Origin of the sequence: Limibacter armeniacum, from assembly GCF_036880985.1 — a bacterium.
Taxonomy (GTDB): domain Bacteria; phylum Bacteroidota; class Bacteroidia; order Cytophagales; family Flammeovirgaceae; genus Limibacter; species Limibacter armeniacum.
Genome location: NZ_JBAJNO010000009.1, coordinates 1,005,122 through 1,026,111 on the forward strand (window position 1 = coordinate 1,005,122; position 20,990 = coordinate 1,026,111).

Annotated in this window: 14 protein-coding genes; 7 read left to right on the forward strand and 7 right to left on the reverse strand. The window is 42.1% G+C overall.

The window, feature by feature from the left end; genetic code table 11:
- The first annotated feature begins 462 nt into the window (after nucleotides 1–462).
- Nucleotides 463–5,214, forward strand: a complete 4,752-nt coding sequence (locus V6R21_RS21865; RefSeq protein WP_334245672.1) for a leucine-rich repeat domain-containing protein — start codon at nucleotides 463–465, stop codon at nucleotides 5,212–5,214.
- 523 nt (nucleotides 5,215–5,737) lie between these two features.
- Here V6R21_RS21865 and V6R21_RS21870 read toward each other — a convergent pair.
- Both V6R21_RS21870 and V6R21_RS21875 read right to left on the reverse strand, forming a co-directional pair.
- Nucleotides 5,738–5,986, reverse strand: coding sequence for a hypothetical protein (locus V6R21_RS21870; RefSeq protein WP_334245673.1), 249 nt, complete (start codon nucleotides 5,984–5,986; stop codon nucleotides 5,738–5,740).
- 158 nt (nucleotides 5,987–6,144) lie between these two features.
- Complete coding sequence (locus V6R21_RS21875; RefSeq protein ID WP_334245674.1) at nucleotides 6,145–7,437, reverse strand: aminopeptidase P N-terminal domain-containing protein; 1,293 nt, start codon at nucleotides 7,435–7,437, stop codon at nucleotides 6,145–6,147.
- A gap of 313 nt (nucleotides 7,438–7,750) precedes the next feature.
- Between V6R21_RS21875 and V6R21_RS21880 the strand changes: the two genes are divergently transcribed.
- The 3 genes from V6R21_RS21880 to V6R21_RS21890 all read left to right on the forward strand — a co-directional run bounded on the left by V6R21_RS21880 (nucleotide 7,751) and on the right by V6R21_RS21890 (nucleotide 11,112).
- Nucleotides 7,751–9,265, forward strand: coding sequence for a S8 family serine peptidase (locus V6R21_RS21880; protein WP_334245675.1), 1,515 nt, complete (start codon nucleotides 7,751–7,753; stop codon nucleotides 9,263–9,265).
- A gap of 72 nt (nucleotides 9,266–9,337) precedes the next feature.
- Complete coding sequence (locus V6R21_RS21885) at nucleotides 9,338–9,895, forward strand: hypothetical protein (RefSeq protein ID WP_334245676.1); 558 nt, start codon at nucleotides 9,338–9,340, stop codon at nucleotides 9,893–9,895.
- A gap of 590 nt (nucleotides 9,896–10,485) precedes the next feature.
- On the forward strand, nucleotides 10,486–11,112 hold the full coding sequence (locus V6R21_RS21890; protein WP_334245677.1) for an NAD(P)H-dependent oxidoreductase: 627 nt from the start codon (nucleotides 10,486–10,488) through the stop codon (nucleotides 11,110–11,112).
- Between the two features lie 79 nt (nucleotides 11,113–11,191).
- On the opposite strand, the gene V6R21_RS21895 is transcribed toward V6R21_RS21890, so the two are convergent.
- The 5 genes from V6R21_RS21895 to V6R21_RS21915 all read right to left on the reverse strand — a co-directional run bounded on the left by V6R21_RS21895 (nucleotide 11,192) and on the right by V6R21_RS21915 (nucleotide 16,778).
- Nucleotides 11,192–11,974 carry an EI24 domain-containing protein gene (locus tag V6R21_RS21895; protein WP_334245678.1) on the reverse strand — a complete coding sequence of 261 codons (783 nt, stop codon included), beginning with the start codon at nucleotides 11,972–11,974 and terminating at the stop codon, nucleotides 11,192–11,194.
- A 269-nt stretch (nucleotides 11,975–12,243) separates the two neighbouring features.
- Nucleotides 12,244–13,002 carry a metallophosphoesterase gene (locus V6R21_RS21900; protein ID WP_334245679.1) on the reverse strand — a complete coding sequence of 253 codons (759 nt, stop codon included), beginning with the start codon at nucleotides 13,000–13,002 and terminating at the stop codon, nucleotides 12,244–12,246.
- Between the two features lie 312 nt (nucleotides 13,003–13,314).
- A complete protein-coding gene (locus V6R21_RS21905; protein WP_334247593.1) occupies nucleotides 13,315–14,067 on the reverse strand; it encodes a succinate dehydrogenase/fumarate reductase iron-sulfur subunit in 753 nt (250 codons plus the stop codon).
- 32 nt (nucleotides 14,068–14,099) lie between these two features.
- Nucleotides 14,100–16,031 carry a fumarate reductase/succinate dehydrogenase flavoprotein subunit gene (locus tag V6R21_RS21910; RefSeq protein WP_334245680.1) on the reverse strand — a complete coding sequence of 644 codons (1,932 nt, stop codon included), beginning with the start codon at nucleotides 16,029–16,031 and terminating at the stop codon, nucleotides 14,100–14,102.
- Between the two features lie 51 nt (nucleotides 16,032–16,082).
- Nucleotides 16,083–16,778: a succinate dehydrogenase cytochrome b subunit gene (locus tag V6R21_RS21915; protein ID WP_334245681.1), complete on the reverse strand. Its 696-nt coding sequence runs from the start codon at nucleotides 16,776–16,778 to the stop codon at nucleotides 16,083–16,085.
- A 656-nt stretch (nucleotides 16,779–17,434) separates the two neighbouring features.
- Here V6R21_RS21915 and rsmH point away from each other — a divergent pair.
- The 3 genes from rsmH (at nucleotide 17,435) to V6R21_RS21930 (ending at nucleotide 20,958) form a co-directional block, all read left to right on the forward strand.
- The gene (gene rsmH, locus V6R21_RS21920) at nucleotides 17,435–18,334 is read left to right on the forward strand and encodes a 16S rRNA (cytosine(1402)-N(4))-methyltransferase RsmH (protein WP_334245682.1); all 900 of its coding nucleotides are present in this window, start codon (nucleotides 17,435–17,437) and stop codon (nucleotides 18,332–18,334) included.
- An 89-nt stretch (nucleotides 18,335–18,423) separates the two neighbouring features.
- Nucleotides 18,424–18,795 (forward strand): FtsL-like putative cell division protein, encoded by a 372-nt coding sequence (locus V6R21_RS21925; RefSeq protein WP_334245683.1) that lies wholly within the window; start codon nucleotides 18,424–18,426, stop codon nucleotides 18,793–18,795.
- A 57-nt stretch (nucleotides 18,796–18,852) separates the two neighbouring features.
- On the forward strand, nucleotides 18,853–20,958 hold the full coding sequence (locus tag V6R21_RS21930) for a penicillin-binding protein (RefSeq protein ID WP_334245684.1): 2,106 nt from the start codon (nucleotides 18,853–18,855) through the stop codon (nucleotides 20,956–20,958).
- Nucleotides 20,959–20,990: the final 32 nt, after the last annotated feature.

A 20,990-nucleotide genomic window follows, 5' to 3' on the forward strand; every position in this document is an offset into this window, starting at 1 on the left:
GCAATCAATGTAAAAAAACAAAATAAACAGATGATTACCACACGGCACTAAAGGTCACAAAATGCTTATTTTATGATTTACTTTACTATTTAGAATCATACCTTTCAAAAGCACAAATTCCACCAAAACTAAAAATAGAATTGCATTAACAATACTACCTTTTTTTTAAAAAAAGCACTAAACAAGCAGTACAAGCCCTCTGTTTAACAATAAATTAATTGCAGCAACACAGCAAATAATTATATTTGTTTATTATTTCTCACAACAACAGGCTAGGCATTTTTTTAACAAATACTCCAAAGCTGTCAAACATCACTTTTTTTTAGCCTTACACAATGCCAACGGATGAAGCAGCATATTTTTAAAATCTCACTTATTACAATGACAAGACCAATACTATTTCTCGTTTGTGTTTGGTTACTGACAGGGTTTCCCTCCCTCCATGCCCAAACTGAAATTATTATGAGCGAAGGCACAGTAACTGTTTGTGATGTTACTTTTAAAGATCCAGGAGGGGACAGCAACTATGGCGACAACCTTGACATCACCCAAACCCTATTGCCAGAGACAGCAGGCAAAATCATCTCGGTCACTGTACCTGCTATAGATATTCAAGATAACAAGGACTACCTATATGTGTATGACGGAACAGATACCAGTGCCCCACTCATCCAAACGATAACAGGCATTGACACACGCTATGGTACCATCATCAGTGCGACAAATGCCGAAGGAGCCCTAACTTTCAGGTTTACATCAAACGCATCCCTCAACCTTACTGGCTGGCAAGCTACGGCTTCATGCGTCTACCCTGATGCCCCAACAGACTTGGCTATTGCCAATGTGATGACCGACCGTTTTACACTATCTTGGGAAGATACCTCAAGCCGTCCCATAGAGCTTGACATAGCCACTGACCGGAACTTCTCCAACATCGTAGCGGAAGTATCACTGCCGGCTGGCACAGACAGTTATCAAGTAACTGGGTTGGCATCAGCTACCAACTATTTTGCAAGGGTCCGCAATACTGACACAAGTGGCGTAAGTGCTTATGCTACTGCCCTTCAAATGACTACCATAGCAGGAGATGAAGACTATATCTTTAATATTCCGACTGAAGAGTTTTTGGCACTCAAAGCACTTTATGAAGCCACAGGTGGCGACAGCTGGACAAGTAACAAAGGTTGGTTTGAAGACGACATCTCAAACTGGGAAGGGATATATACCCAACCTATTTCAGGCACATCCTATGAGACTGTTACAAGTATAAACCTAAACAAAAACAACCTTAAGGGAACGATCCCGGCGGAAATTGGCAATATCCCCAAACTGGGATACTTGGCTTGTAACAATAACGAGATCACTGCCTTCCCAGCAGAAATCGGGAACCTCTCCAGATTAGCAACCTTGGACATGAACAACAACCTAATCACCGCCATACCAGCGGAAATCGGGAACCTCTCCAGATTGGTAACCTTGGACATGAACAACAACCTAATCACTGCCTTCCCAGCGGAGATCAGCAACATTCCTAATCTGAATCACTTGGACCTGAGCAAAAACCAAATCACTACCATTCCGGCAGAAATCGGGAACCTGACAAGCTTGTCTCGCCTGTATTTGCAATACAACCAGATCTCTACCATCCCGGCAGAAATCGGGAACCTGACAAACTTATCCTACCTGTATTTGCAATACAACCAGATCACTACCATCCCAGCAGAAATCGGGAACCTGACAAACTTATCCTACTTGTATTTGTACAACAATCAGGTCAACACCATCCCAGCGGAGATTGGCAACCTGACAAACTTATCCTACCTGCATTTGTACAGCAACCAGATCTCCACCATTCCTCCTGAGGTTGGTGACTTGACAAACTTGGCTCACCTATATTTGCACTACAACCAAATCACCTCCATCCCGGCAGAAATTGGCAACCTGACAAACTTGTCTCGCTTGTATTTGTACAACAACCAGATCTCCACCATTCCTCCTGAGATTGGTAACTTGACGAACTTGGTTGAATTATTTTTGTTCCTAAATCAAATAAACAGCATTCCGACAGAAATTGGCAACCTGACCAACCTGAAAACGCTGCATTTGAGCAATAACCAAGTCTCCACCATTCCAGCAGAATTTGGCAACCTGATCAATATGAAATCGCTGTATTTGGACAATAACCAAATCACCTCTGTTCCAGCGGAATTCGGAAACTTAACGAGTTTGCTATACCTGTTCCTGTTTAACAATCAGCTCTCAAGCATTCCAACAGAATTTGATAACCTTACCAGCTTAACTTACCTGGACCTGAAGTACAACCAGCTCACCTTTACCCAACTGATTCCGCTACTTGACAATGGGATCAACCAATTCTACTACAACTCACAAGACAATCTGCCTATGACCTCCAGTTTTGAGGCAGAAACCTTTACACTGACTGTTACCATTGACACACCACATGTTGACAATCACTACCAATGGTATAAGAGTGGTACTGCTATTGAAGGTGCTACCTCTCACTCTTACACGGCTACCATTGCTGACAATATGAACAGGGAGTTTTACTGCAAAGTAACCAACCCCAACGTAGCAAACATGAGCTTATGGACGGATCACTACTTGATGAAAGGAAAGTTGATGATATTGAAGGTGCCAAACATACCTATAGACACCCCTTCTGATGAAAAAATATACCTACTGGGCGACCTGAATGACTGGGGAGAAGATAAGCCCACTTTGATACTGGAAAAACAGGCTGATGATACCTATCAGGTTGCTGTCCCTCTAAGTTATGAAAGTTTTGAGTTTAAGTTTGCACTCAAAAACCATCTAGCATATCAGGAAGTTGATTTAGGCGGAGATGAGATAGCCAATAGATATATCGATCTCTCAATTGCCAATGACACCACTACGTTGGCTCCCATTCTGGCATGGAAACAGACCGAAGGCAAAGTAACCAACCACCTTTCCATTTCAAGTATAGCGGACATCGTTGTAAACGGGGCTGGCACTTCAATAGAAGTCACCACTAATAGTGATGCAGACGTTACTTTGACAATAACCGAGGGGGCTGAATTAATCTCGCTTGAAGGGACTAGCATTGTACCATCATATAGTGGTGCTGGGCAAGTAACAATTAATGCACAACAAGTAGAAAATGAGATATACTTAGGAGGAGAAGCAAGCGTAACGTTCAATATCCTGAAATTTGCACCTACCTTCTCCAATGCCCCTGACATTACCAAGACTTATGGGGACTATGCATTTAACCTGGCAGTTACGACAGACGCTGAAGCCAATATTTCCTATACATCAGACAGTGTTGAGGTGATCAGTATCAGTGGCAGCATTGCGACAGTAGATAATGCAGGTACAGCCACCATTACCGCCTCAGTACCGGAGACGGATTGGAACCTGGCGGCAGACACTACATTTGTTATCACGGTAGCACAACGTACCGATGCGATTAGCACGATCTTTTTACCTGAGACCGCAACAGTAGATGACGTCCTGACGCTACCAGCCACTTACTCCAACCAAGGGTTTGAGGTGTTCTTTGAAGTTACAGCAGGTAATGCAGTCATATCTGACACCTCTCAACTGACTGTAAACGGAATTGGAGACATTACACTACGTCTCTTCTCGGAAGGGGATCAAAATTACACTCCTGCCGAAACCACACATACTATTACAGTAGCTAAAGCGGCTGACAATATCTCCGAAACAATTTCAGTAACGGAAGCTAGCGTAGGTGAATCCATCACACTGCCGACCCTAACAACTGACAAAGGAGTTGCAGTAAACTACGAGCTGACAGCTGGCAATGCCACGCTTGACAGAAATATGCTGACCGTAAATGCTATCGAAGACATCACCCTACGTCTCTTCTCGGATGGAAACGAGAACTACTATGAGACGGAGACTTCTCACACCATTACTGTTGCTAAAAATACAGATAATATCTCCGAAACAATTTCAGTAACAGAAGCCATTATATTTGAAGTTATCACACTGCCGACCCTAACGACGGATGCCGATTTACCTGTATCGTATGAAGTAACGGAAGGAGATGCTTCACTTGATGGAAATACCCTGACTGTAAACGGCGTTGGGGACATCGTGCTACGTCTCTTCTCAGAAGGAAGCGAAAGCTACATGGCAACAGAAACCACACACACAATCGTAGTGCTAAAAGCTGATGACAATATTTCAGAGACAATCGAGATTACAGAAGCCAAAGCAGGCGAAACCATCACACTGCCGACCCTAACGACTGATGCCGGTTTGCCTGTATCGTATGAAGTAACGGAAGGAAATGCTTCACTTGATGGAAATACCCTGACTGTAAACGGCGTTGGAGACATCACCCTACGTCTCTTCTCAGAAGGAAGCGAAAGCTACATGGCAACAGAAACCACACACACAATCGTAGTGCTAAAAGCTGATGACAATATTTCAGAGACAATCGAGATTACAGAAGCCAAAGCAGGCGAAACCATCACACTGCCTACCCTAACGACTGATGCCGGTTTGCCTGTATCGTATGAAGTAACGGAAGGAGATGCTTCACTTGATGGAAATACCCTGACTGTAAACAGCGTTGGAGACATCGTGCTACGTCTCTTCTCAGAAGGAAGCGAAAGCTACATGGCAACAGAAACCACACACACAATCGTAGTGCTAAAAGCTGATGACAATATTTCAGAGACAATCGAGATTACAGAAGCCAAGGCAGGCGAAACCATCACACTGCCTACCCTATTGACTGACGCAGGTTTGCCTGTATTGTATGAGGTAACAGAAGGTGATGCTTCTCTTAGTGGCAATGAGTTAACCATTCATTCGATTGGAAATATAACACTGCGTCTCTTCTCGGAAGGAAATGACAGCTACAAGGCTACCGAGGCTAGCCATACCATCACGGTCGAAACAATCCTGAGCATTGCTGATGATCTGCTTGAAAAAGCAACGGTGATCTACCCGAACCCGACAAGTGACAAGGCGACCGTAAGTGTTCAGCTGCAAGCCGCTACTACGGTTTCCATCACCGTACGCAATGCTGTAGGACAGGTAATGTTTGCCAAGGAATTCGGTAAACAGTCTGGCAACTTTGTTCAGACGGTGGACTTTGGTACATACAGCCAAGGCATTTACCTGATTTCCATCACGACAGCAGAGGGCACTGCGGTGAAAAAAGTGGTGAAGAAATAAACTTGAGACTGAATATTTTAGACTTGAGTATTGAGAAAAATATAAACCGCTGGGTCGAGAGGCTCAGCGGTTTTTTATATTTAAAAACGAGAATTTTAATATAGCATAGATGACTATTCCACTCTAGTATGGATTTAGGTAATGGGATACTAAAAACCTTATCTCTGAGGTATTCAACCTATCAGGACTGTTGCCCTACAGAGGTAGATTTCAGCTTGTCAAATAATCTTGTTTTTTCGTTTCCAATCCGGATTTACCAAAACCAGTACCTAGAGAGTTAGAGATATTCAAACAGTTATATAAACTATAAAAAATCACTGGTTCTGTTACATGAAAAATCCTGTCCATCCTTTTGATCCTTAAGATCAAGGTTCAGACAGGGTCGCTCTAGACAGGGTCGCTCTAGACAGAGTCGCTTCAGACAGGATCGCTTCAAATCAAGAAAGGCTAAAACAAAAAAGCCGAACCAACGTAATTGCCGGTCCGACTCTCTTATAGCTAATTGCTTGATTCCATATACAAATTAATTCGCTGGTGTAGAATCATCTACAGCATCTTTCAGGTCATTGATCAGTTCTGTTAGCTCCACAATTTCAATCTCGTCTTCCGCAATTTCCTTTCTGATCTTTTCCAGCTCTTTCTGAACAGTACGGTTGGTCACTGGAATACTTTGCAAATCCTGTTCAATATCCTTATTGGAATTGATGCGGTCTTGAAGCAAGAGTAATCTGTCTTCAAAAGACCTGATCTTTTTTTGTCTATAAGTAGCCATTGGCTATGCGAATTAGGTTTATAATAATAACTAGTCTTGATGACCTTGATATAAAGTTACCAACTCCTAACTTGATCGCTACTTCACAATACCATTTACCTTACATCTGACAGTTTTGCATAGAATTCCTAGATTGACATATTCACTTAATATTCCGCTTACTTGTTCATCAACGCTTCAATCTCATCTGCTTCAATTGGGATATTAGCCATCAGGTCAACAACTTTTCCCTCTTTCTGTACTACCACATCATTTTCCAGACGGATACCAATGCTTTCACCAGGAATATAAATACCAGGCTCTACTGTAAACACCATCCCTGCTTCCATCTTCATATACTTATTACCATAGTCATGAACATCCAGTCCTAGGTGGTGAGAAGTACCGTGCATAAAATACTTCTTGTAAGCTGGCCAAGCTGGGTTCTGGTTCTGAACATCAGTCTTGTCGATCAGTTTCAGGTCCAGCAATTCCTTGGTCATCAACTCCCCTACTTCCTTATGGTACTCATCAATCGTATTACCAGGCACCAACATATCCATTGCTCCTTTCATCACTCGCAACACGGCATTGTACACAGCCTTCTGGCGGTCTGTAAAACGTCCGCTTACAGGAATGGTACGGGTCATATCTGCTGCATAGTTGGCATATTCAGCTCCCACATCCATCAGCAACAAGTCACCGTCCTTACATTCCTTGTTGTTTTCTACATAGTGCAAAACACATGCATTGTAACCGGAAGCGATAATTGGCTCATAGGCAAAACCCTTTGAGCGGTTGTAAAGGAACTCATGTACCAGTTCAGCTTCTACTTGATATTCCCAAACACCCGGCTTTACAAAGTCCAAAAGCCTTCTAAAGCCTTTCTCTGTAATGTCACAAGCCTGTTGAAGCAGGTCAATCTCAAACTGTGATTTTACAGCACGCAGGTGGTGCATAATCGGAGACAGACGCTCATACTTATGCAATGGAAACTGCTTCATGCAACGTTCCCTAAATCGGTCATCCCTTGTTTCTACAGTTGTATCGGCACGCAGGTGTTCATTGGTATTCAGGTAAATGTATTCTGCCTCAAACACTAATGCTGTAAATACCCTGTCAAATTCTGACAGCCAGTAAACCGTCTGGATTCCTGAAATGTCCCTTGCCTGTTCTTTGGTCAGTTTGGCCCCTTCCCAAATCGCAATTTCTTCGTTGGTTTCCCTTACAAACAACACTTCCTTATGAGCTTTGTCTTTTGCATCTGGGTTGATCAACAGAATTGTTTCTTCCTGATCAATGCCACTCAAATACAAAATATCCGAATGCTGCTTGAAAGGTCTGGTACCATCTGCATTAGTTGGCTGGATATCCGATGAATTGAATACAGCAATGCTATTTGGCTTCAGTTTCTTGATAAACCTTTCACGGTTTTCTACAAAAAGTCTCTGATCAATTTTGTCGTACCTCATGTTTGTGTTGCTACTGTTTCAATGAATAGTTCTAAATGTTATAACAGAAAATAATCTGCATCTTTCCTTGAAGCGATATTTTTAGTACTTGTAAAGGAATTTTTCACTTATAGCCTTGTTAAAAGCAATTTAAATGTAAATTTATTAATACAATCTATAAACCGGTAAGTAAACATATTTTCTTTCATCATTCAGAAGTTAACATTTTACATCTTTGAATATATTAGCAGGCACACTACCTTTTTTTTGGCTTGAAAACTGTTCTAATAACACCAACACATATAATAACCTTGACAAGGGAAAACACTATTACATGAAAAATCTAGTATACCTTTTGGCAGGCTTACTGTTTATGGCAGCCAACCCTGCATTTAGTCAGACCAAGTATTGGATTTATTTTACAGACAAAAACACGGTTACCACTGATGAAATTGCCAAGACATCTCCAAGCATGGAAAACTGGCGTGATCTGCCTATTGACCAAAACTACACCCAATCCCTGACCAAAATCGGTATTGATCCCATCTGCAAATCAAAATGGTTTAATGCTGTAACTGCTGTCCTTACCGAAGAAGAACTCAAAGAAGTCAAACACCTGCCTTTCGTAGAGAAAATTCAGGCAGTTGACGGTCGCATAAAACTTCAGCCCTTGGCTGCCGATTTCTTTCGTGAGATACAGTATGGAACGGCCCTAGAGCAGATGGATGCTTCCGCTTTTGAGCAGCACAACTTGAATGGCGAAGGTGTTACCATTGGTATTATTGATGCTGGTTTCTGGCAAGCCCCCGAAAATGATTACCTGATAGATATATTCGAGGAAGGTCGGGTGCTAGGTTACAAGGACTGGGTAGACGATGCTGATCCTGATGCATTTTTCAATGATAAAATGACCTCTTCAGATGGTCATGGTACTACTGTCATGCGCATGATTGCTGGTAAAAAGCAAGGCAAGATGCGATATGGGTTGGCTGATAAAGCCAAGTTTTTCCTAGCAAGAACCGATCACGGTGACAAGGAATTCAGAGGAGAAGAAGACTATTGGATAGAAGCACTGGAATGGATGGACAGCCTTGGTGTCAGGCTGGTCAATACGTCATTGGGTTATGCACTTGGGTTCGATGACCCAAATGAGAATTACAAGCCTAAGCAAATGGATGGCAAGACTACCATGATCACCCAAGCGGCTGATATTGCAGCCAAGGAAAAAGGAATGCTCATCGTTGTTTCTGCTGGAAATGAGGGTAATGACCCACGCTGGGAAGTACTTTCAGCCCCTGCGGATGCCCAACATGTATTGTCAGTAGGTGCTACAAATGAAATGGGACTTAAAGCCGGTTACAGCAGTACAGGACCTTCTTTCTTACCTTATATCAAACCAAATGTCTCTTGTTTCTCACTTTTCGGCACTTCCTTTTCAGCGCCAGTTATCACAGGGTTTGCTGCCTGCCTGATGCAATACAAGCCTGAAGCAGATGCTGCCGAAATATTCAGGGTAATCGAAGAATCATCACAGCTCTACCCTTACGGCAACAACTATGTCGGTTATGGTGTACCGCAAGCGAGCAGGGCTTTATCACTTTTGGATGGTGAAGAAGCAAACAATCACAATGAAATCAAGGTTTCAAAGGGAAGTGAATCTGTAACGATACAAACGGGCAATATGGAAGACGTGTCAGCAGTCTTATTCCACAAGAAGTCATCTTCCAACGTCTTCAGGCAAGAAACCTTAAGAACACACGATGGGAAAATGAAAGTCAACAAACCAAGAAAAGCACAACGGACGACTGTCTATATAGCAGGAAAGGTGACTGAAATAATTTGGAATTAAGCTGCTTTTGCTCCTCGCATTTTCAACGGATTTCAAGACATTTGCCCCTTGAACATTCAACAACGAAGATATATGAAGCATCTGCATTTTTATTTTTTGGTATTTATCGCAGCTATAGCTGGAGGCTGTACCAATCCTGAAAGCACTACTTATCAGGAAACCAACTACTTTGACATTGTAAAGCTGGTACAGTCACAGATCGATTACCTTGAAAGCAACAAAGCGACGGTCAATAAGGAAGTTTGGCTGGATGGCCAACATGAGACTACTCAGGTTAAGCAAGTTGACTGGCAGAAAGAATTAACCCTTTTTGTGGAAACCGACCTGAACAAGCCGGTACTAAGAGGAAGTTATCAGGTAGAAAAGTCATCAAATAAAACTACTTATTCCGCTATTGAAAAGAATCTTGAAATTCAACAAGTTGATGTTATCAGAGATGGTGACCAACTGAAAGAGGTAAGGATAAAGCTTTTGGAAGACAATATGCTCTTTACCTTCGAGAAGAACCTTGTTATGACATTTGACCAAGCGTCACACTTAAACTCTTATAAAGTAGAAGGTCTTAAAAAAGTGATATTTCTATCTCCAAGTAATTTCACAATTGAAGGCTCGATTGCACAAATTCCCTAACTGATATCATTTTTTTTTGATGACTTTGGTAGGGTAAAGTGTTAGGAACTTGTATAAAGAGTAAAACATTGAATCTTAAACGATTCTGTAAAAGATAGTTATTTGTGGAGAATAAAAAGCAGGTCTTTTAGACCTGCTTTTTTTGTTTGAACTTTTTTGTGTTTTAATGGCTGTCGGAAGAGATGCTAATGGTTACATATAGATAGTAACCAATACTACTTTTACAATTAACAGCGCCAGCAGGACATACATTCTATTTTTCATGGCCTTTCTGTTTAAAGTTGATAATTGATTGGGGTAACACTAGTAACAGGAGCCCACTTTCCTCACACTTTATAGCGGGTTGTTATCCAATATCTAAAATACGTACAGATCAGAATAACGGTATTAGCTGAATGTGAATTCTCAACGAAGCTTTGATGAACGAGATTTTTTTTCGGGCATGTTCAAACACTTTTAATCAATGAGTGTTATTGTTTACATGTAAAGTATTAGGATTTTTATACATTTGCATACCAAACACAACATCACTACCCTTTAGGCTTCCGTGATGGAGTATTTTTGAAGACCACACAACAAGACAAACTGACATGAACGTAATTGAAAAACTTAACTGGAGATACGCTACAAAGAAATTCAGCACTGAAAAGCTTCCACAAGATAAAGTAGATACAATCCTTGAAGCTGCAACACTGACAGCCTCATCTTACGGCCTACAGCCTTGGAGCATCGTAGTTGTAAACGATCCTGCGGTACGTGAACAACTGGTGGAGCACTCATGGGGACAAATGCAAGTCAAAGATGCTTCTCACCTACTGGTAATTGCTCGTCAGTCAGATATGACGCCTGCACACGTTGAAGCTTATATTGACAATATTGTAAATACAAGAAACATTCCTGCTGATGCAGTAGCAGGTTTCAAGGACACAATGCTAGGTACTGTCAACAGCCTGTCAGCTGAGGACAAAGCACTATGGATGTCTAAGCAAGCTTATATCGTATTGGGTAACTTACTGACTGTTTGTGCTACGCTTGACGTAGATGCTTGCCCAATGGAAGGCTTCATTCCTGAAAAATATGATGAGATTTTGGGACTGAAAGAAAAAGGTCTGGCTTCTGTATTGGTACTGCCTATCGGCATCCGTGCTGAAGATGACAGCTTCCAGCATATGAAGAAGGTTAGAAAATCTTTGGAAGACACAATCGTAACGATCTAAGAACTATACTTAGTTAAGTTAGCAGATATTGAAAAAGCCCTCAACAGCATTTGTTGAGGGCTTTGTTTTTATCTTCAGTCTAGTTTGAGGAGTCCTCCCTATTGAGCTTGTCATAACCCATCGCAGCAGTGATAACAGAAATAACAGGCGCTGTAAAAGTACCTAGTATCGGAATGGCAAACAGTAACATAAAGCCCGCTCCATTTCCCAATACATATCCGAAGTGACGTCCTGCTTCTTTCTTTCGTTCCTCAAAATCCACTTCCAACGTTTCATTCACCAAATCAAGACTTGATGCTCCCAAGAAATAACTTGAGACAACAAACATCAGCGGGCCTGCCACAATTGTCAGCAAAGGCACCCATCCTACTACAAACAAAACACCTAGCAGCAGCAACTCCTTAAACACATTGGGCAATGCGATCTTCCAAAATCCCTTCAGGCTATTCCCTACACTAATGGACGGCTTGATTTCCCTTCCCGTTTTAACGGAAAGTACCTTCTCTACCACTTTTCCTAACATCGGTGCGAGTACCGCCTGAAATACTGACTTATACAGCAATAAGGTCACAAACACCAACGGCAACATGATAAGCAAGTAAGTCACCCAATACAGAATGGTATTCAGCAATTCATTCTCAAAATGTACTGCATCAATCTCTCCAACCATACCATGTAATGCGTTCCCTGCTACAACAGCCCCTACCAGAATAATTGAAAAAGTCAGGAATGCCATCAAGGCTGCTTTAAGAATATATCCTGAAAGCTGATTTTTTCCGATGAACCCTAAAACCGTCAAATATTGCTTCACAGCGATAAAAAACTCCCTAAAAACCCTTCCTAAGGCCGATATTTGTGTCATAATTTCAATATCAAATATTATTAAAAAATGATAATAAGATTAAAAATAACATTTCTAAGAAAAAATATAGTAGGGTAAAGATAATGTTAACTGTATAAGTTAGTGAAAGCAGCAATGAGAAATAGTTTTTGGGTTATTAAAGAATAGAAACCTTACTGACTTTGTCGGTAAGGTTTTTTGTTTTTAGTCACTATTGCCCTTAAATGACAAATCCCTCAAGGAACTCGGATTCCTTGAGGGATTTTTTATGAATGCCATCCAAAAGCTTATCAATCAATACAAGGCTGCTTATAGAGTTTCCATCCGTCTATTTCCAGACAAAGCAGGTTGCCGAAATAAATCTTTTTACCTGCCAGCGTACAACCATTATCCAATGGAATCACCTTTCGCTGTAAGGCTACAGCCTCCTCAATATGGCCCATGTAGGTTGGTGTATGGCCTACCAGCACGTGTTTCGATTTTAAGGCGTCCAGCGTCAAATATCTTTTATTTTCAAGGTTACGTACCGTCGTCATAGACTCGAAGTCTCTGAGCGGCGTGGAGGCATTCAAGTTAAAGCCTGCATGTACCAAAAAGAAATCGTCCAGTTCTATATAGTAAGGCATGCTATAGAAAAACTTCAGGTAACGCCTCTTCAGCTTTTTGTCTTTATCCAGCAGTTTGAATAAATGACTGTACCGAAATGAAAGGCTACCATTCATCTGGATGATATCATTTATCAGTGCTTCCTCATGATTACCCCGTACACAATACACCTGAAAGCCTTTTTCTCTCAACTTCACAACATGCTTGACCACTCCTTTGCTTCTGGGACCTTTATTGATCAGGTCTCCCAACAGAAACAGTTGATCGTTATGATTGAGATCGATTCTTTTCAGAAGTTGCTTGAACGACTTAGAGCAACCGTGTATATCTCCAACCACAAAACGCCGTCCCTCTTCGGGTTTTGGAACCCAAATAGCTGGCTTGTAATTGAATTTGGTTATCTGCTCCAAGCGCTTTCTTCCCATTTTCCTAAACCAATTCATATGACGTTACTTTTTTGCTCGATCTAAGTCTTAAAAGAAGGTCTGTGATCAACTTCTTCAACATTAGTTTCCTGATTGAAACAAGATCTTCTTACTGAGTTTCAGCTTTGTTACAATTCGTAACTTATTTAATAGATCTTTTTCAATATTTTATTATTGCGAAATTAATTCTAGGTAAACAATCTCCTAATAGATATATAATTTTTTTGATATTTTTTTCAATTATATCAATGTTGGCACGGTAACAACAAAAAAATCCCTGCAACCATTCGGCTACAGGGATTTATTAAGGATTCCGTTATTAACGGAAAATTAAGCTTCTGACCCTGAGAAGGCTGCTCTTCTGAATTCTCTGTTCAGTCTTGCAATGTGCGTGATCGAAATTTCCTTCGGACATTCCGCCTCACAAGCACCAGTGTTGGTACATGCACCGAAGCCTTCTTCGTCGTGTTGCTCGATCATTGCCAAAGCACGTCTCTTACGCTCAGCCTCACCTTGTGGAAGCAGTGCCAATTGAGATACTTTCGCTGAAGTGAACAGCATTGCTGATGCGTTCTTACAAGCAGCCACACAAGCACCACAACCGATACACTGAGCTGCATCCATTGCCTCATCTGCGATCGGCTTAGCAATTGCAATCTCGTTGGCATCTGGCACACCACCTGTATTCACTGATACGTAACCACCTGCCTGCATGATGCGGTCAAATGAAGAACGGTCAACAGCCACGTCCTTGATCACAGGGAAAGCTGCTGCTCTCCAAGGCTCAATTACGATGATGTCACCATCCTTGAACGAACGCATATGCAACTGACATGTCGTAATCGCATCTTTAGGTCCGTGAGGCTTGCCGTTGATATACAGCGAGCACATACCACAGATACCTTCACGGCAATCGTGGTCAAAATGTACAGGATCCTTACCTGATTCGAGCAATTGCTCGTTCAGTACGTCCAACATTTCCAAGAAAGACATGTGCTCAGAAATGCCTTCTACTTTATATTCCTCGAATTTACCCTTTGCGTTGTTGCTAGCCTGACGCCAGATCTTCAGGGTAAGGTTCATCAATTTTTCAGACATAATTCCTCCTTCCTAGATTATTTGTAGCTTCTTTGAGTCAGTTTAACGTTCTCGAATACGAGATCTTCTTTGTTCAGCTTAGAAGGCTGGTCATCACCAGTGTATTCCCAAGCTGCCACGTAAGCGTAATCATCATCGTTACGGAGTGCCTCACCTTCTTCAGTTTGGTACTCTTCACGGAAGTGACCACCACATGACTCATTACGGTTGTAAGCATCGTCGATCATCAACTCTGCCAGCTCCATAAAGTCTGCCACACGAAGCGCTTTCTCAAGCGTCATGTTCATTTCTTCATTGGCACCGATTACTTTCACATCTGTCCAGAATTGCTTACGCAGCTCTTGAACAAGACCTTTTGCTTTCTGAAGACCTTCAGCATTACGAGACATACCACAGTACTCCCACATGATCTTACCAAGTTCTTTGTGCAGATCATCAGGTGTACGGTTACCGTTGATGCTCAACAGCTTGTTGATACGCTCCTGTACTTCTTGCTCAGTTTGCTTAAATGCAGGATCGCTTACGTCCACTTTCTTACCCAATGGCAATGAAGCGATGTAGTCACCAATTGTGTAAGGAATCACAAAGTATCCGTCAGCAAGACCTTGCATCAATGCAGAAGCTCCCAAACGGTTAGCACCGTGATCGGAGAAGTTAGCCTCACCCAAAGCAAACAGACCAGGAACAGTCGTCATCAGGTTATAATCCACCCAAAGACCACCCATCGTGTAGTGTACCGCAGGATAGATCATCATCGGAACCTTGTAAGGATCATCATCCGTGATCTGCATGTACATGTCAAATAGGTTACCGTATTTCTGAGAGATAGTCTCTTTGCCGTCACGCTTGATAGCGTCGGCAAAATCCAAGAATACAGCCAAACCAGTTGAACCGACACCTCTTCCTTCGTCACATACGTACTTCGCGTTACGTGCTGCCACGTCACGAGGTACCAAGTTACCGAATGAAGGGTATCTTCTTTCCAGGTAGTAATCTCTTTCTGACTCAGGAAGCTTAGCCGCTTCTTTTGCTGTAAGACCTTTTGCCTTAGCAGCGTCTTTTGGTACCCAAACTCTACCGTCGTTACGAAGTGACTCTGACATCAGTGTCAGTTTCGACTGGTGATCACCCGATACAGGAATACAAGTAGGGTGAATCTGAACGTAACAAGGGTTTGCGAAGTAAGCACCTCTTCTGTATGCTCTCCAAGCAGCTGAACCGTTAGAGCCCATTGCGTTGGTTGACAGGAAGAATACGTTACCGTAACCACCCGTACAAAGCAGTACAGCATGACCTGCATGAGATTCGATCTCACCTGTAACCAAGTTACGCGTGATGATACCTTTTGCATGTCCGTCGATTTTCACAACGTCCAGCATCTCAGTTCTTGAGTAAAGTTTTACTTTACCTGTGCTTACCTGTCTTGAAAGTGCCGAGTAAGCACCCAACAGCAACTGCTGCCCTGTTTGACCTCTTGCATAGAACGTACGGGATACCTGAGCACCACCGAATGAACGGTTTGCCAAAAGTCCACCATACTCACGAGCGAAAGGAACACCTTGCGCTACACATTGGTCAATGATGTTTACAGATACCTGAGCCAAACGGTAAACGTTTGCTTCACGTGCTCTGTAGTCACCACCTTTAATTGTATCGTAGAAAAGACGGAATACTGAGTCACCGTCATTCTGATAGTTTTTTGCAGCGTTGATACCACCCTGTGCCGCAATTGAGTGGGCACGGCGTGGAGAATCCTGGAAGCAGAAAGCTTTTACATTGTAACCAAGTTCAGCCAGAGAAGCTGCTGCCGAAGCACCAGCCAAACCAGTACCTACTACAATAATGTCAAACTTTCTCTTGTTTGCAGGGTTCACAAGCTTAGTCTCAAACTTGTGCTTGTCCCATTTTTCTGCCAATGGGCCTGCAGGTATTTTTGAGTTCAGCGTCATATCTTATTTGTAATTAGAGACAATACTTTTAACCACCTATTTTCTGTGTCATTATTTTCCCATTGCCATCATCACCACCGGGATGATGGCAAAAAGTGCAGGAACTACGATTGAATAACCGTAACCCAACAGCTTCACGATTGGTGTGTACTTGCTGTTGTTTACACCCAACGTTTGGAAAGCACTAGCGAAGCCATGCCACAGGTGGTAAGCCAATACTGCCATAGAGATTACATACAGCGCCACCCACATTGGGCTTTGGTATGCTTCCATTACAACCAAGTAAAGGTCTTTTACTGGGCTACCTCCATTGAAGCCTGCGTAAGATACTTCTGGCATTGAGCCATAGTGTACTCTACCCCAGAACTGCGCCAGGTGGATTACCAGAAATACAAAGATCAGTGATCCAAGCAGACCCATATTTGCAGATGCCCACGAGCTAGCACTGTTCTTTGACTTTGCATACGCGTGAGGTCCTCTCGCCTTACGGTTGTTGATTGTCAGAATTACTGCCCAAATGATATGGACGGCGAAAAACAGCTTAAATGCCCAAGCAGTAATCTGCACTCCACCGTTCGTAGACATGAAGTGCGCATACTTATTGAAAGCCTCTCCTCCATCATTCATCAGAAGCTGTAAGTTACCCGCCAAATGTCCGATCAAAAATACGATCAGCAGGATTCCCGACGTAGCCATCAGTAATTTTTTACCGACTGAACTACTTAGCGTCCTTGTTAGCCAACTCATACAGTTTTTTGCGTTGTTTTAAGTTTTTAAAAAAAATTATTAGCAATCTCAATTTTGTGGCCCAAAATTATATCCGGAATTAGCATCATACAATAATATTGCTCATAAATCACTTATTTTGAACTATTCTAAATAGCATTGGTACTTTATCAACCAAAATACACTTACTAAATCATCTCTCAATAAAGCACTCTTATATAGCAACATTCTTCTATTTCCTTATAAATGTAGAGTTCACACACCATGCAAAAAGCCATATTTTTGGTAGGTCTGTTCGTTAGTTTAAAGGCACGAGATCAATCATAAAAAAGTGATAACCTTAATAATTGTTTACGTGGATAATCTTTTGTACCAAAGAAAGGTTTCAGAATTGCACATTTTTTATTCAAATCATTAACACCTACAAATCAACCACTTAACCATAAAAAAAGGTGATTTTTAGATGTTTTATGGTAATTACTTGCCCTGCTTTTGGCATGAAGATCCCTTCACTATTTGACCATTTTGCGAATCAATTTAACTTTGCATAGATAAGTGTGGTCCGTCCTGTCCATTGGACAGTTTCGGAGTGGAGAAAAGAAATCATCAACAAGCTCAATAAAAGCAACAGGGAAATGCCCTGCCACAGTCAAGAGCTTAATACAAACACGGTTACTATGTATCATGTACCAGTTATGCTTCAGGAGTGCCTGGAGGGACTAAATATATCACCAGAAAAAGTTTATGTGGATGTCACTTTTGGGGGAGGCGGTCACTCAAAAGCTATTTTGGACAAACTTACTACAGGCAAGCTGATTGCTTTTGATCAGGATCAGGATGCGAAACTGAATGCAGATGCCATGAATGATGAGAATCTCATTTTTGTGGCTTCCAACTTCCGAAACCTGAAGCGATACCTTAAGTTGCACGGTCACCCACAAGTAGATGGCATTCTTGCAGACTTAGGAATTTCTTCCCATCAAATTGACAAGGTGGAAAGAGGCTTCTCTACCAGAGGTGATTTTGAGTTGGATATGCGAATGAATCAAGGTACAGGCATCAGTGCCAAAGATGTGATCAACGATTATGACGAAACACAACTACGCAAGATTTTCAAGCTCTATGGAGAACTGAAAAACTTTGGCAAGGTAGCTGCAACCATCGTCAGAGAACGTAACAACAGGGATATCAACACAACTGGTGACCTAATGAATGTGCTATCCAACTGCGCTCCACGTGGCAAGGAAAATAAATATTTTGCACAGCTGTTTCAGGCTATCAGGATTGAAGTCAATGATGAGCTAACGGTATTGGAAGAAATGCTGCAACAAGCTTCTGATGTACTACGTCCGAGTGGCAGATTGGTGGTCATGTCTTACCATTCACTGGAAGATCGTCTTGTCAAGAACTTTATCAAGACTGGTAATTTTGAAGGCAAACAAGAAAAAGACTTCTATGGCAACCTGATACGCCCTCTAAAACCTGTTACTGGCAAGCCGGTGATCGCTACGGAAGAAGAAATCGGAACCAACCGCCGTGCTAGAAGTGCCAAATTACGTATCGCGGAAAAAATATAACCTATTCTGTAGCAGTGAAGCGAAAACCTTTGCTGCTACAAATCCTTTTCAGGAGTTGGCAATAAACTATACTTGACCCTTTTTGGACCATGAAAACAAACACCTACAAGCAACCACCCAAGGAACCGAAAGTCAGTAAACTCACCCAAATGGTAGAAAAAATGGGTTTGGGTGTACGTGTAGATAATATCTCTGCCTTCAAGTACATGCCCTACCTCATTTTCATCACATTTTTGGGCATTATCTATATTGCCAATACTTTCAGGGCCGAAAAGCTCCATCACCGCATCAACAAGATGCAAAAGGAAGTAGAACTGATGCGGGTGGATTACCAAACACTCAAGTATGACTTCATTAATGCCAGCAAGCGCTCAAAAATTGCTGAGAAGGTCAAGAAGATGGGACTGATAGACAGCAACAAACCTCCTGTTGTCATTGAAGTTGACGACCTTGAACAATAAACCAGAAGGCTTGATTTAAACATCCATCATTTTTAAAACTAAAACTGACAAGAGACATTGGCTGGAATAAGAAACTCCATATTAACTCGGGTAAGGATCGCCTTCTTGGGCGTCATTGTAGTGGCTGCTGCCATCGTCGTCAAGATGGTGGACATTCAGTTTGTGAATGGAGACAAGTGGCGTAAAATTGCCGAAGAGAGTGGTTTACAGTTCAGAAAAGTAAAAGCCACCCGAGGCAATATCCTTTCAGATGACGGAAGCTTATTGGCTACTTCCATCCCTTTCTACAAGCTGGCAATTGACCCTACTGTAGCTGAAGACAGTGTATTCAACCAAGGCATTGACTCACTCAGTATATTGCTTGCCAACTTCTTTAGAGAAAAAAGCGCAGCTGAATATAAACGCACTATCTCTGAAGCCCGTAGCAACAAGCGTCAGTACAAGATTATAAGTGGAAAGCTAATTAAGCACCAAGACAAAAAAATCATTTCTACTTGGCCTATCTTCAGGGAAGGTAGAATTGACGGAGGGGTGATTTTTGAAAAGACAGAGAAACGTTTCAGACCTTTTGAAGACTTGGCCAGAAGAACAATCGGTTTCCTCCATCAAGATGACGAAGGACAAAAGACAGGTCGTGGACTGGAAATCACATACAACGCTGAACTGGCAGGAATAGATGGTCAGGCACTTTACCAGAGAATTTCGGGTGGCAGATGGAAACCTCTCAACGATGACGACCCACTACAATCCGAGAATGGATTGGATCTACAGACAACCATCAATATAGAATACCAAGAGTTTTGTAATAACGTATTGTTGCAAACACTCAAGGAAAATCAGGCCAACTATGGTTGCTTGATTCTGATGGAAGTAGAAACGGGTGAAATCAAAGCCATGGTCAACCTTGGCAGAAGCGGTACAGGCGAATACCTTGAGGACTTCAATTATGCCGTACAAGGAAAAGTGGAACCTGGTTCTACCTTTAAGGTAGCCTCTATGATGGCGCTACTGGAAGAAGCCGAATCCTCTATCAGCCTTTTTGACTCAATCAGTACAGGTGATGGCAGTTACGAGTTCTATGAAGACTGTATCATGCGAGACTCCTCTCCTTACGGCTACGGAAAGCTATCCGTTCAACAGGCATTTGAAAAATCATCCAACATCGGTATCTCAAAACTGATCTTCAGGTATTTTCAGGACAATCCTGACCAATTTATCAAATACCTTGACAGATTTAGGCTAACGGAACCTCTAAACTTCCAGATGGCTGGCGAAGGAAAACCTTTTATCGGTAGACCAGGTGACCCGAACTGGAGTGGTTGCTCCCTGCCTTGGATGTCGATTGGATATGAGCTTCAGCTTTCGCCTTTACAAATGCTGACGTTTATTAATGGCGTAGCCAACAAGGGTAAAATGATTGAGCCTATCATCTTGAAGAAAATTCTGGAAGGACATAAACCAACCAAAGAGTTTGAATCAAAGACACTGAACAAACAGCTTTGTTCTGACCGCACACTACAACTGATCCAAAAAATGATGGAAGGGGTTGTAGAACGTGGTACAGCCAAAAACATCTATACAGACGAATATCGCATTGCAGGAAAAACAGGTACTACTCAAAAGGTAATCAACGGTAAGTACACCAAAAATTACTACACCTCATTTGTGGGGTACTTCCCTGCTGACAAGCCTCGTTACACTTGTTTCGTCGCTATTGATGAGCCGGGTGGTTCAGCTCACTACGGTGGAGATGTTTGTGCTCCTGTATTCCGTAAAATATCGGATATGGTTATTGCCCGCACCATGACACAGTCATTGCAGTACAATGCCCGTCAGCCGGAGTCATTGCCATATATTCAGGCAGGCAACTATCAGGATCTTGCCCTGATTACAGAAGCCTTTAACCTGACTCAAGAAGCCCAAAACACCAAACATTGGGTACGTACACGCGTTAGTGGAGACACTATCAGATGGGAAGACAATTATACAGGTGAAGGGATCATGCCTGATGTCAAAGGTATGAGCCTTCGAGATGCATTGTACTTGCTCGAAAATAAAGGTCTTGTGGTTACAGCCAATGGCAAAGGGCGTGTCAAGCAGCAGTCCATTGCTCCAGGCGTACGAATCGGAAAAGGTAACCGTGTTTACCTGCAACTGGATTAAGGTTTACATTCTTGACTATAACAGAAATACCA